Annotated in this window: 13 protein-coding genes and 1 pseudogene; 7 read left to right on the top strand and 7 right to left on the bottom strand. The window is 73.4% G+C overall.

Annotation, left to right across the window (positions count from 1 at the left end):
* Positions 1–143 precede the first annotated feature (143 nt).
* The 3 genes from ABZ848_RS30030 to ABZ848_RS30020 form a co-directional block, all read right to left on the bottom strand.
* Positions 144–518, bottom strand: a complete 375-nt coding sequence (locus ABZ848_RS30030) for a hypothetical protein (protein ID WP_360836911.1) — start codon at positions 516–518, stop codon at positions 144–146.
* 32 nt (positions 519–550) lie between these two features.
* Positions 551–1,765 carry a globin domain-containing protein gene (locus ABZ848_RS30025; RefSeq protein WP_360836909.1) on the bottom strand — a complete coding sequence of 405 codons (1,215 nt, stop codon included), beginning with the start codon at positions 1,763–1,765 and terminating at the stop codon, positions 551–553.
* Between the two features lie 474 nt (positions 1,766–2,239).
* Entirely contained in the window at positions 2,240–2,500 is a 261-nt protein-coding gene (locus tag ABZ848_RS30020; protein WP_360836908.1) for a hypothetical protein, read from the bottom strand.
* 301 nt (positions 2,501–2,801) lie between these two features.
* On the opposite strand from ABZ848_RS30020, the pseudogene ABZ848_RS30015 reads away from it, so the two are divergent.
* The 4 genes and pseudogenes from ABZ848_RS30015 to ABZ848_RS30000 all read left to right on the top strand — a co-directional run.
* Positions 2,802–3,149: pseudogene (locus ABZ848_RS30015) on the top strand (amino acid permease); the annotation flags it as partial.
* A 3-nt stretch (positions 3,150–3,152) separates the two neighbouring features.
* Complete coding sequence (locus tag ABZ848_RS30010; RefSeq protein WP_360836931.1) at positions 3,153–3,281, top strand: hypothetical protein; 129 nt, start codon at positions 3,153–3,155, stop codon at positions 3,279–3,281.
* A 3-nt stretch (positions 3,282–3,284) separates the two neighbouring features.
* Positions 3,285–4,205 carry a carbamate kinase gene (locus tag ABZ848_RS30005; protein ID WP_360836906.1) on the top strand — a complete coding sequence of 307 codons (921 nt, stop codon included), beginning with the start codon at positions 3,285–3,287 and terminating at the stop codon, positions 4,203–4,205.
* 139 nt (positions 4,206–4,344) lie between these two features.
* Positions 4,345–5,259 (top strand): universal stress protein, encoded by a 915-nt coding sequence (locus tag ABZ848_RS30000; protein ID WP_360836905.1) that lies wholly within the window; start codon positions 4,345–4,347, stop codon positions 5,257–5,259.
* Positions 5,260–5,317: 58 nt separating this feature from the next.
* Here the strand turns inward: ABZ848_RS30000 and ABZ848_RS29995 are convergent, their stop codons facing one another.
* The 4 genes from ABZ848_RS29995 to ABZ848_RS29980 all read right to left on the bottom strand — a co-directional run bounded on the left by ABZ848_RS29995 (position 5,318) and on the right by ABZ848_RS29980 (position 7,672).
* The gene (locus ABZ848_RS29995) at positions 5,318–5,704 is read right to left on the bottom strand and encodes a hypothetical protein (RefSeq protein WP_360836903.1); all 387 of its coding nucleotides are present in this window, start codon (positions 5,702–5,704) and stop codon (positions 5,318–5,320) included.
* On the bottom strand, positions 5,701–6,366 hold the full coding sequence (locus ABZ848_RS29990) for a DUF4389 domain-containing protein (protein WP_360836901.1): 666 nt from the start codon (positions 6,364–6,366) through the stop codon (positions 5,701–5,703). The genes ABZ848_RS29995 and ABZ848_RS29990 overlap by 4 nt, the downstream gene beginning before the upstream one ends.
* Before the next feature lie 137 nt (positions 6,367–6,503).
* A complete protein-coding gene (locus tag ABZ848_RS29985; protein ID WP_360836899.1) occupies positions 6,504–6,974 on the bottom strand; it encodes a pyridoxamine 5'-phosphate oxidase family protein in 471 nt (156 codons plus the stop codon).
* A 113-nt stretch (positions 6,975–7,087) separates the two neighbouring features.
* Positions 7,088–7,672: a CBS domain-containing protein gene (locus ABZ848_RS29980; protein WP_360836898.1), complete on the bottom strand. Its 585-nt coding sequence runs from the start codon at positions 7,670–7,672 to the stop codon at positions 7,088–7,090.
* Between the two features lie 268 nt (positions 7,673–7,940).
* On the opposite strand from ABZ848_RS29980, the gene ABZ848_RS29975 reads away from it, so the two are divergent.
* The 3 genes from ABZ848_RS29975 (at position 7,941) to ABZ848_RS29965 (ending at position 11,668) form a co-directional block, all read left to right on the top strand.
* Positions 7,941–8,633, top strand: coding sequence for a response regulator transcription factor (locus tag ABZ848_RS29975; protein WP_360836896.1), 693 nt, complete (start codon positions 7,941–7,943; stop codon positions 8,631–8,633).
* A 157-nt stretch (positions 8,634–8,790) separates the two neighbouring features.
* The gene (gene gap, locus ABZ848_RS29970; protein ID WP_360836894.1) at positions 8,791–9,819 is read left to right on the top strand and encodes a type I glyceraldehyde-3-phosphate dehydrogenase; all 1,029 of its coding nucleotides are present in this window, start codon (positions 8,791–8,793) and stop codon (positions 9,817–9,819) included.
* Positions 9,820–9,940: 121 nt separating this feature from the next.
* Entirely contained in the window at positions 9,941–11,668 is a 1,728-nt protein-coding gene (locus ABZ848_RS29965; protein ID WP_360836892.1) for a GAF domain-containing protein, read from the top strand.
* Positions 11,669–11,706 lie beyond the last annotated feature (38 nt).

Genomic DNA, 11,706 nt, shown 5'->3' with positions numbered 1-11,706 from the left:
CCACCTGTTCGCGGCCCCCCCCCCCCGGTTGTGTGGCCCGTGGCCCCCGGCGGGCGCCCGGCCGCCCCCCCCCCCACGGGGGGCCCCCCCGGTAAACACCGGGGCGGCGCCCGCCCCCCCCCCGGGCCTGTGCTCCCCGGGACCTACGCCGGCCGGCTGTCACCGCCGCGCCACGGCGGAGTCGCGCGGTGCCCGGCCTCCCAGGCGCGCGCGGCCTTCTCGGTCTGCCGGCGCAGCCGGTCCTGGAGCCGGTCGACGAGTTCCTGCCCGGTGGACTCCTCGGCGGCGACGATCACCTGCCGGCCGCCGACGTGCAGGTCGGCCGTGGCCAGCCACGGGCACTCGGCGTGCCGGGCGCCCGCTCGCACGATGCGTATCTCACCGGTGACGGCGGGCAGTCCGGAGCGGCCGACGACGGCATCGATCTTCGTCCGCGCGTACGTGCGGGTCTCCTGGTCCACCGGGCCGTCGAACCGCAGCCGTACCGTGGACCCGGCCTGGGTGTTGTCGCTGGTCATGCTGACCCCTTTCCTCTCAGGTGCGGTGTCGTTCAGGCGGCGGTGGCGGGCAGCCACAGGTCGGGGCCGAAGACCTCGTACCGGATGCGCCTCGCCGGAACCCCGGCGCCGATCAGCTGTGCGCGGACGTCGCGCATGAAGGGCAGCGGGCCGCACAGGAACACCGTTGCCCCTTCGGGGAGTTCGACCCCGGAGAGGTCCATCAGGCCCACCCGGGCGTCCGGTTCCTCCGGCCCGGGGTGCTCGTACCAGAAGTCCGTGCGGGCGCCGGGCAGTTGGGCGACGAGTTCGCGGGTCTCGGTGCGCAGCGCGTGGTCGGCGGGGGAGTGGTCGGCGTGCAGGACCAGCACCGGGCGGGCCGAGCTGTTGGCTTCGAGGTGGGCCAGGATGCCGGTCATCGGGGTGCAGCCGATGCCCGCCGAGATCAGAACCAGCGGGCCGGTGTCGGCGGCCCGGCCGTCCAGGAAGACGTCGCCGAAGGGCGCCGAGAGCGTCAGCCGGTCTCCCACGCGGACCTGACTGTGCAGCAGGTTGGACACCTCACCGCCCGGCGCCGCGGCCGTGGCGGCCACCCGCTTCACGGTGATGCGGCGCAGCTCCCTGCCCGGGTCCGAGGAGAGGCTGTACTGACGGGCCTGGTGCACGCCGTCGGTCATGCGCACCCGCACGCTCACGTACTGGCCCGCCCGCGCCCGTGGCGCCCGCCGGCCGTCCGCCGGGCGGAGCAGGAAGGACACCACGTCCGGGGCCTCGGTGCGGCGCTCGACCACAGTCCATTGCCGCCAGATCCGGCCCGGCTCGACACCGGCCTCCTGGTAGAGGCGGGCCTCCCGGCCGATCAGCGCTCCGGCCATCAGCCAGTACACCTCGTCCCAGGCGGCCGCCACCGCCGGGGTGACGGCGTCGCCGAGGGTCTCGGCCATCGCACCGAACAAGTACTTGTGTACGACGGTGTACTGGTCGTCGGTGACCCCGACGGCCGCGTGCTTGTGCGCGATCCGGTCCAGCAGGGCGTCGGGCCGCACATCCGGGTTGTCCAGCAGGGCGGTCGCGAACCCGGCGATCGACCCGGCCAGGGCCTGCCGCTGGGCCCCGCTGGCCTGGTTGCCCCGGTTGAACATCCCGTCGAGCAGCTCGGGCCGGTCCCGGAACATCGCCGCGTAGAAGCGCGTCGTGATCTCGTCGAGCGCTCCGGCCACCGCGGGCAGCGTGGCTCGTACGACGGCGGCGGACTCTGCGGACAGCATGGCGCCTCCCGGGCAGGGGACGGGGGTGAGGGTTGACCGCGTCGAACGCGCGGCGGCTTTCTGTGTAGCAGTGGCGCGCCGGCGTTTCGCCCGCGATCGGGGGCTCGGGGCCGAAGAGGGGCCCTCCGGCCCCATGACTCGGGCCGGTTGGTCCCACGGCCCGTGCCCGCCCGGGGCCGTACGGCCCCGCCGTCCTCCCCGCTCGGCCCTGTGGGGACGGCGGGGCCGGGCGGAGCGGGGGACGTGCCCGCGCCGATGCGAGACCGGAGCGGGCACGCGGCCGACGACCCACGTGCGGCCACGACCCCGTGAAGGGCCGTCCCCCTGGCGCGGTGCCGTCTCCGAAGGGGACGGGGGAACCCCTTGCGGAATCCGTGCCCGGCACCTCGCCCGACTCAAGGATCACTCCGTCGTCAGGTGCACAGCAGGGGCGACCGGCCCTGTTCCGGGGCCGGTGGGGTCCTTCCGGAAACCTCATGGCGCGTCACGCCTGCCCGTCCGGGAGAGCCTGCGGTCCGCGACGGAGCGCATCCCTTCCCGGTACGCCGCCGCGTCGATCCGGCCGCGCAGCCGCTGTTCGACCAGCCGTTGCTCCGCCGTCTCCAGTGCCGTGCGCCGTAGTCGGCGTCGGCGCCACCACGGACGCCGGCCGTCGGCCGGGGCGAGCAGGGCTGCCGTGTCGTACAACGCGCCCGCGAGAATCAGCAGTTGGAGTACGACGGCTGCGGTGATCATGACATTGGCTCCGTGCAGACGGTGCCGCTCCTTTCGAGCGGTCGCCTCCAGCGTCGTGCCGCGCGGCCGGACGCAGCAGGGGCCGCCCGGGGCACCGTCGGGGCCGCGCGGCCCGTTGCCGGTCGGACTCCCGGAGCGAAGGCGTCCGGCGCGCTCGCCGCGTCAGGGCCGATCGGGGAGCCGGCCAGGGGACCAATGGGTCCGCGGCGGGACCTGCGGCCGCTCACCGCGGTCCGGGCCGAGCAGAAGGATCGATCTCGAAGAGACCAGAACGCAAGCGACCCGCACGAGGAGCCTCGCCATGCCCACACCCAGACGGACCGAACCGGGATCCGCTCCCCGCGCCGCGCTCGGACTGCCCGCCGCGTCCGCACTCGTGATCGGCAGCATCATCGGCACCGGCGTCTTCGCGCTCCCCTCCGCCCTCGCCCCGTACGGCCCGATCTCCCTCGTGGCGTTCGTCGCCGTCACCCTCGGCGCCCTCGCCCTCGCGGTGACCTTCGGAGCGCTGTCCCTTCGCGTCCCGGCAAGCGGTGGGCCGTACGCCTACGCGCGTGAGGCCTTCGGGGAGTTCGCCGGATTCCTCAACGCCTGGTCGTACTGGATCACCGCGTGGGCCGGGAACGCGGCGATCGCGGTCGCCTGGGTCGACTTGTACGGGCTGAGCGCGCTCGAAGTCACCGACGAGGTGTTCTCCTCGCCCGCGTCCCTCGTCTTCGACCAGGCGGAGAACCGGCTGCACACCATCAAGGCCGTTCTCGTGGCCACCTTGGAGGACTGAACCGTGCGGATCGTGATCGCCCTCGGGGGCAACGCCCTGCTTCACCGCGGCGAACGCCCCGACGCCGCCGTCCAGTCGGCGAACATCGACCGGGTCGCCGGCGCGATCGCCGCGCTCGCGCACGAACACGAGGTCGTCCTCACCCACGGCAACGGCCCGCAGATCGGCCTGCTCGCCATGGAGAGCGCCTCCGACCCCACCCTGAGCGCCCCCTGCCCGCTGGACCTGCTCGGCGCGCAGACCCAGGGAATGATCGGCTCCCTCCTGGTGCGCACCCTGCACGACGCGCTGCCCGGGCACCGCGTCGCCGCGCTCGTCACCCACACCCTCGTACGTGCCGACGATCCCGCGTTCCGCCATCCGACGAAGTTCGTCGGCCAGGTGTACCCGCTGGACGTGGCCAGGTCGCTCGCGCTGGAGCGCGGCTGGCAGATCGCCCGGGACGGCACCGGCTGGCGGCGCGTGGTCGCCTCGCCTACGCCCGAGCGGATCGTGGAGACCGACACGATCCACGCACTGCTCACCGCCGGCACCCTGGTGATCTGCGCCGGCGGCGGAGGGATTCCCGTCGTCGCCGACAAGGACTGCGGTGCGCTGGCCGGCATAGAGGCCGTCGTGGACAAGGACCTGACGGCCGCCCTGCTTGCCGAGGACCTCAGGGCCGACTTCCTGCTCATCCTCACCGACGTGCCCAACGTCTACGCCGACTTCGGCACGCCCAGGCAGCGGGCCGTCCTCGACGCCACTCCCGGGGAGCTGCGCCGGGCCGGTCTTCCCGCGGGCTCGATGGGCCCCAAGGCCGAGGCGGCCGCCCGCTTCGTCGAACGCACCGGCGGTCTCGCCGCCATCGGCGCCCTCGACGCGGCCGACGCGATCGTGCACGGCCGCTCGGGCACGCTCGTCCGCCCGGCCCTGCCCGCCTGAGCACCGGCGCGGCAGCCGAGGCCGGATCAACTGCCGTACGACGAGGGCCGATCGGTCCCCGGCAGGGACCTGCGGCCCCTCCTGCACCACTCGCGCCGCCCCGGAGACTGGCCTGGCATCCCCGAAGGAGGACCCCACAATGCCCACCATCACTGTCGGCCTCGACGGATCCCCGCAGAGCCTCGCCGCCGCCGACTGGGCCGCGCGCGAGGCGGAGCAGCGCGGGGCGGACCTGCGCCTCGTGTACGGCATGGAACAACCGGCCTACACCTACGCGCCGTTCGCCGGCATCCCCGCCCCGGGCGCGCTCGACGCGCAGCGGCCCTGGGCCGAGAAGCTGCTGGAGGAGACCCGGTCGCGGCTCGCCCGCCGCCACCCGGCGCTGCCGATCAGCGTCGGGCTGAGCGGGGACCAGCCGGTCGCGGCCCTGCTGGCCGCGGCCGAGAACTCCGAGCTGCTGGTCCTCGGCTCCCGCGGGCTCGGCGCGTTCGCCGGCTTCGTCGTCGGATCGGTCGCCCTCGCGGTCGTGGCCCGCACCGAGCGGCCCGTCGTCCTGGTCCGGGCCGGGGAGCGCGCCGAGGACGAGCGTCTGCCGGACGCCGGCGGTGACGCGGCGACCACCACGCCGTACCGCGACGTCGTGCTGGGACTCGACCTGGAGAACCCGGCCGACGCCGTCGTCGGCTTCGCCTTCGAGGCCGCCCAGCGCCGTGCGGCGGGCCTGCGGGTGGTCCACGGCTGGAGCCTGGCCGCCGTCTACGGCTACGGCGCAGCGATGGACGCCGGGCTGAACGAGGAACTGGCCGAGCAGGCGCGGGAGCGGCTGACCGAGGTGCTGGCGCCCTGGCGGGAGAAGTTCCCCGGTGTCGAGGTGCGCGAGCAGGCCGTGATCGGGAGTGCCGGTCGCCATCTCGTGCACGCCTCGCGGGATGCCGCACTCGTCGTGGTCGGCCGCAGGATCCGCCGCGTGGCCGTCGGCGGCCACATCGGTCCGGTGACCCATGCGGCGCTCCAGCATGCCGTCGCGCCCGTCGCGGTGGTGCCGCACGACTGAGCCGCCGAGGGCCCGCCTCGACGGCTCCGCGTGGATCGGTACAGCGAGTCGCTACAGGTCAGTACAGCGAGGCGGGCCAGGACGCGGTCACCGCGGTGATGACGCCCACGTCCAGCAGCACACCCACGCTCAGCCACGGGTCGAACCAGACCGCCTTGAGCACGAGCGCGCTCGACGCCGCGAGCAGGGCGGCGGTGGGCCACCATCCGCTGCCCGCCATCACCCCGCCGCCGGCGACGGCGTACACGAGTGCCGTGTACCAGGCGAGCGCGAGCGCCGCCGTCCTGGCCGGAGCCGGGGCGACGCCCGCGGACGCCAGCAGCCACGAGTGGCCGGGAGCGAACGGGGCCGGGGCGCCGCCGGGCTGCTGCTGGGGTGCCGTCCACACACCGGGGTGCAGCAGCCCGTGCACGACCAGGAACACCCCGACGAGCAGGGCGATCACGACCGGTCCTCGGGCGGGAGGGGCTCGGTGCCGCCCATGTCGAGCCGGAAGGGCGGATAGACGTCCGTCATCAGGGCGGCGTAGGCGGCCACCCGCAGCACCCACCGGTTCAGCCCGAGGATCAGGTCGAACAGACTGCGCGGGTACTTCTCGGTGAAGGCCAGGGTCACCGCGGCGATCAGCGCGAGGACCGCCACCAGACCGCCGTCCCACCAGCCGAGGTGCCAGCCGCCGAGGAAGAACCCGATGACGATGTAGTGCGGGACGGCCAGCAGCCACCACTTCACCAGCACCAGTCCGCGCGACAGACGCTCGGGGTAGGCGACGTCCAGCCGCGCCGGGTAGTCGGGCTCCTCACCCAGGCTGAACGGCGGATAGCGGTCGGTGCCCAGGGCACCGTACGAGTAGTACGCCACCCGCCAACTCCAGCGCAGCACACCCAGGTTGAAGTCGAACAGGGACCGCGGATAGCGCTCGGTGAACAGGATGGCGAAGAACGCGACCACGCTCACCGCGGTGAAGGCGATCCACAGGAAGAACAGCACCACGTAGTGCGGGATCACCAGGATCCACTTCACCAGCCACAGCCACCGGGACAGCGGCGCGTCGAGCACCGCGTTCACCCGCACGGGACGGTCCGGGGTTTCCGCCAGGGTCGTCATGGCGATCAGCTCCTTCGGCCCGTGGCGCCGCGGCGGCGACCCGGGGGCCCAAGTCCAGCGTGGCCGCGGCACGCCGAGGCCTGCGAGGGCCGCTCGGGGCGCGCTTCGGGGCCATGGGTCCCCAGCGCCGGCGCGCCTCAGCCGCGCGGCGACCGGCTGGCGTCCGCGTCCGTGAGGCGGATGCCGGTGACCAGGTCGGGCCGGATACGGACCGCGTAGTCCATGGTCTGCTGCACCCAGGGATGCAGCAGGCGCTGATACCGGGCCAGCTCGCGCGGATCGGTCACCAGGTGGGCAAAGCCGGTGGCCACGACACTCCAGCCGAGGTGGGTGTCCGGGTCGATGGTGTCGGCCTCGTAGGCCACGACCACGCCCGGGGACACGGACTCGCGGGTACGGGAGGTCAGGGCCGCGCCCTCGTGGGTGCGGATGACGATGTCGCCGTCGTCGAGGACGTGGTTGACGGGCCGGATGGTGGGCAGCGCGTGCCGTGTGAAAACGATCCGTCCCACGGACACGCTGCCCAGCAGTCGGAGGGCTTCGTGACTGTCGAGCTCGATGCTCCGGCGCGGCCCGACCGGGACCGGCTGGGTGTTGTCGAGGCGCATGGCGGGTTTCCGTAGGGTTGACGGCTCACTGCTGCCCGCCATTGGAACCGCGGGGCGGCACGTGCGGTAAGGGCCGTTCGGCCCTCGTCCCGGCCCGATCGGCCCCGACTCTCTCACGCCAGACCGTTCACGACGCCGACCACGCCGTCCACCCGCCACGTCCGCCGGATCACGAGCGGGACGTCCGCGCCCGGCTCCAGGTGCCCGGAGAGGGTGACCGTGCCGTCCTCGACCGAGACGGTCACGCCGTGCTCCGGCGCGGGCGGCACGGAGGTGAACACCTCGTCGAGGATCTCCCGGCGGATCTCCTCGTCGGTGCGCAGGAAGACACGCAGCAGGTCGCGGCGGGTGGCGATGCCGATCAGCCGGTCCTCCTCGTCCACGACCGGCAGCCGCTCGACGCCGTGGCGTTCCATCACGCGCGCGGCGTCCGCGACCCGCTGTTCCGGGTGCACCGTGATCGCCGGCGTCGACATCAGGTCCCCCGCGGTGGGAGCGTGCCGGTTCGCGGGCCGCTTCGCCTGACGGCGGATCAGATCGGTGCCGGAGACCACTCCCAGGACCTTGTCGTCGTGGTCGACCACGGGCAGCCCGCTGATGCGGTGCTCGTCCAGGAGCCGCGCCACCTCCTTGAACGATGTCTCACGGCGGGCCTCGACGACCTCGCGGGTCATCACCTCGCCGACGATGCGGGCCATCGCGCCCACGCCCTTTCACGTCCGCCGTCCGGCAGGCCTGCGGGTCTGCCGGTCCGGACAGCCTGCCGTGGGCGCACGCCCTCGGGGCAGGGGCCGGGTGTCCCGGGTCCGAGGCCGAACCGGTCCCCGCGGTGGAAGGCGGGAAGGGGCGCCACGCGCAGATCGGGGCCGACCGGCCCTGGCTCTTCGGCCCGGGAGCGGGGGAGGATCTCGAAACCGAGGCCGGACCGTGGAAGCCGGCGCGGAGTGCAGGAGTGAGGAGCTTGCGATGGCGGACGGCGAGCGGCCGGGCCCCGACAGCCCGATCCGGGTGTTCCTGCTGGACGACCACGAAGTGGTACGGCGGGGGGTGCGCGACCTCCTCGACGACGAGCCGGACATCAGCGTGGTCGGCGAGGCGTCCACGGCCGAGCAGGCCCTGGTCCGCGTTCCGGCGCTGCGACCGCAGGTGGCCGTCCTCGACATACGCCTGCCCGACGGAGACGGCGTGAGCGTCTGCCGGGAACTGCGCTCACGACTGCCCGACCTGGCCTGTCTCATGCTGACCTCGTTCGACGACGAGGAGGCACTGCTGGACTCGATCATGGCCGGCGCGTCCGGGTACGTCCTCAAGCAGATCCAGGGCTCCGACCTGGTCTCGGCCGTGCGGACCGTCGCCGCGGGCCAGTCGCTGCTCGACCCGAGCGCCACCACCAGGCTGATGGCCCGGCTGCGCGGCGGGCAGCAGCAGGAGGAGGAACCGGACGCCCTGCCGGGCCTGACCGACCGGGAACGGGAGATCCTCGCCCTGATCGGCGAGGGCCTGACCAACCGGCAGATCGGCCGGCGGCTCTTCCTCGCCGAGAAGACGGTGAAGAACCACATCTCCCGCCTGCTGGCCAAGCTCGGGGTGGAGCGGCGCATCCAGGCCGCCGTGATCGCCACCCAGGCCCAGGACCGGCTCCGTCAGGAAGGCCGCTGAACCACCGGGGACCGGCTCCGCAGGGAAGGCCCCCGAAACCCAGGGCCGATCGTCCCGGGATCGCCCCCTTCCGGCCCAAGCCCCGCCGGGCCCGCTGTCAGCAGGCTGGCGGCAGACCCCGGACAACGCCGGGGCATCGATCGGGAGGGCGACGGACATGAGCGTACGCGTGGGCATCAACGGCTTCGGCCGTATCGGACGCAACTACCTGCGCTGTGTGCTGGAGCGGGCGGAGAACGGCACCGGCACACCGGTCGAGGTCGTCGCGGTCAACGACATCACCTCGCCGGCGACGCTGGCGCATCTGCTGGAGTACGACTCCACCTACGGCCGGCTGCACCGCACCGTCGAGCACGACGAGAACTCCCTCACGGTGGACGGCCACCGCGTCGCCGTGACCGCCGAGCGCGACCCGGCCGCCCTCGCCTGGGGCGAGTACGGCGTGGACGTCGTCATCGAGTCCACCGGCCGCTTCCGCACCCGCGAGCAGGCCGGAGCCCACCTGAAGGCGGGCGCCCGCAAGGTCCTGCTGTCCGTGCCGGGCAAGGACGTCGACGCCACCCTCGTCATGGGGGTCAACGAAGGCACCTACGACCCGGACAGCGACCACGTCGTCTCCAACGCCTCCTGCACCACCAACTGCGTGGCGCCCATGGTGAAGGTGCTCGACGAGCACTTCGGGATCGTCAAGGGCCTGATGACCACCATCCACGGCTACACGAACGACCAGGTCGTCCTGGACGGCCCGCACAAGGACCTGCGCCGGGGCCGCACCGCCGCCGTCAACATCATCCCCACCAGCACGGGAGCGGCACGTGCCGTCGGCCTCGTCCTGCCGGAGCTGGCCGGCACCCTCGACGGGATCGCCGTGCGCGTGCCCGTGGAGGACGGCTCGCTGACCGACCTGACCGTGCTCCTGGAGCGGTCCGTGACCGCCGAGGAGGTCAACGCCGCCTACCGCGAGGCCGCCGACGGACCGCTCAAGGGCGTGCTGCGGGTCTCCGACGCCCCGATCGTCTCCCGCGACGTCGTCGGCGACCCCGCCTCCTGCGTCCTGGACGCCCCGCTGACCCAGGCCAGCGGCGAGCTGGTCAAGGTCTTCGGCTGGTACGACAACGAATGGGGCTACACCAACCGGCTGCTCGACCTCACCGAGTACGTCGCCGCCCGCCTTCCGGGTGTCTGACCGGGCGCGAAGCCCTGCGCGACCTGCCGGGTCCCGTACCGCCCTGCACCCTGGGCCGTTACCGTGGCACATGACCGACGCGGTCGGCCGGCGGCGGCGCTAGGGAGCTGGAGGAGCACCGGTGGGAAGTCCTGAGGGGACCCAGGATGCGCGCATAAGGCTGCCGCAGCTGAGGCTGGACGATCTGCTGGAGGAGTTGCAGGCCCGCCTGGACGCCGCCCGCGGCACGCGCGACCGGGTGCACAGCCTCCTGGAGGCGGTGCTCTCGGTCGGCCGCGAGCTCGACCTGGAACAGGCCCTGCACAGCATCGTCGAGGCCGCGGCGACACTCGTCGACGCCGAGTACGCGGCTCTGGGTGTGATCGGCCCCGATGGCCGGCGGCTGTCGGCCTTCCACACCGTCGGCGTCAGCGACGAGCAGATCGCCAGGATCGGCCCCTACCCGGAGGGCCACGGCATCCTCGGGGAACTCATCCGCCACCCCGAACCGCTGCGCCTGGTGAAGATCTCCCAGCACCCGGCGTCGTACGGCTTTCCGGCCCACCACCCGCCGATGAACTCCTTCCTCGGAGTCCCGATCCGGGTGCGTGAGCAGGTGTTCGGCAACCTGTACCTGACGGAGAAGCGCGGCGGGGCGCAGTTCGACGAGGAGGACGAGTCGGTGCTGGCGACCCTGGCCGTCGCGGCCGGTGTCGCGATCGACAACGCCCGACTGTACGAGGAGTCCAGGCTGCGTGAACGCTGGCTGGAGGCCAACGCGGAGATCACCCACAACCTGATGTCCGGTGGCCCCAGCAGCGAGGTCCTCGGGCTGATCGCCGAACGGGCCGGAGAGATCACCGGATCGGCGCTGGCTGTGGTCGCGCTGCCCATGGAGGACACCGGGTCCCTCGCCGTGGAGATCGCCGTCGGAGTGGACGCCGAGGCCCACCGGGGCCTCGTGCTGCCCATGGAGACGAGCCTGATGGGGCTGGCGTTCTCCGCGGCCGCCCCGATCACCAGCGAGGACGCGTCCCAGGACGAGCGGATCTCCCTGGAGCCGCCGCGCTTCCAGGGCCTGGGTCCCGCCGTGGCCGTGCCCGTCGGCACCGGCGAGGCGGGCCCCCGGGGCGTGGTCCTGCTGGCGCGCAGGGCGGGCCAGCCGGCGTACACGGCGACGGAGACCGTGCCCCTGCAGGCCTTCGCCGCGCAGGCCGCCATCGCGATGGAACTGGCGGAGCGCAGGCGGGACGCCGAGGAGATCGCGGTGCTCAAGGACCGCGACCGGATCGCCCGGGACCTGCACGACCTGGCGATCCAGCGGCTGTTCGCGACCGGCATGACCCTGCAGAGCGCGGGCCGCTTCATCGAGCACGAGGAGGCCGCCGACCGGGTGGTGCGGGCGGTCGACGACCTGGACGAGACCATCAAGATCATCAGATCGACGATCTTCGGTCTGCGCGCGCGTGAGGGCGGCGCCGGGACCGGCCTGCGGGCCCGCGTGGTGCGCGCGGTCGGCGAGGCGGCCCCGGTGCTCGGCTTCGCGCCGAGCCTGCGGATGGAGGGCCTGCTGGACACCGACGTGCCGCGGGAGGTCGCCGACCACGTGGTGGCCGTGCTGTCCGAGGCGCTCACCAATGTCGCCCGGCACGCCCGGGCCCGCCGCAGCGACGTCGTCCTGGAGCTGGCCGGCGGGGAGGTCCGGCTGACGGTGTCGGACGACGGCGTGGGCATCCCGCCCGAGGGCCGGCGCAGTGGCCTGCGCAACATGGCCGAGCGGGCCGAACAGCTGGGCGGAGCCCTGGAGTTCGGCGGCGGCGAGGAAGGCGGCACCGTGCTCGTGTGGCATGCGCCGGTGTCCCCGAAGTAGCGTCCTCGCCGCGCCACCTCACTGTGCGCATGACGCCG

The organism is Streptomyces sp. NPDC047081 (genome assembly GCF_040643775.1).
GTDB lineage: Bacteria > Actinomycetota > Actinomycetes > Streptomycetales > Streptomycetaceae > Streptomyces.
This window is presented reverse-complemented; position numbering and strand designations above follow the sequence as displayed.

What these genes read in the sequence shown, in the direction of transcription:
- ABZ848_RS30020 (WP_360836908.1), bottom strand. Translation starts at nt 2,500, where the DNA reads ATGATCACCGCAGCCGTCGTACTCCAACTGCTGATTCTCGCGGGCGCG.
- ABZ848_RS29975 (WP_360836896.1), top strand. Translation starts at nt 7,941, where the DNA reads ATGGCGGACGGCGAGCGGCCGGGCCCCGACAGCCCGATCCGGGTGTTC.
- ABZ848_RS30000 (WP_360836905.1), top strand. Translation starts at nt 4,345, where the DNA reads ATGCCCACCATCACTGTCGGCCTCGACGGATCCCCGCAGAGCCTCGCC.
- ABZ848_RS30030 (WP_360836911.1), bottom strand. Translation starts at nt 518, where the DNA reads ATGACCAGCGACAACACCCAGGCCGGGTCCACGGTACGGCTGCGGTTC.
- ABZ848_RS30025 (WP_360836909.1), bottom strand. Translation starts at nt 1,765, where the DNA reads ATGCTGTCCGCAGAGTCCGCCGCCGTCGTACGAGCCACGCTGCCCGCG.
- ABZ848_RS29980 (WP_360836898.1), bottom strand. Translation starts at nt 7,672, where the DNA reads ATGGCCCGCATCGTCGGCGAGGTGATGACCCGCGAGGTCGTCGAGGCC.
- ABZ848_RS29990 (WP_360836901.1), bottom strand. Translation starts at nt 6,366, where the DNA reads ATGACGACCCTGGCGGAAACCCCGGACCGTCCCGTGCGGGTGAACGCG.
- ABZ848_RS29985 (WP_360836899.1), bottom strand. Translation starts at nt 6,974, where the DNA reads ATGCGCCTCGACAACACCCAGCCGGTCCCGGTCGGGCCGCGCCGGAGC.
- gap (WP_360836894.1), top strand. Translation starts at nt 8,791, where the DNA reads ATGAGCGTACGCGTGGGCATCAACGGCTTCGGCCGTATCGGACGCAAC.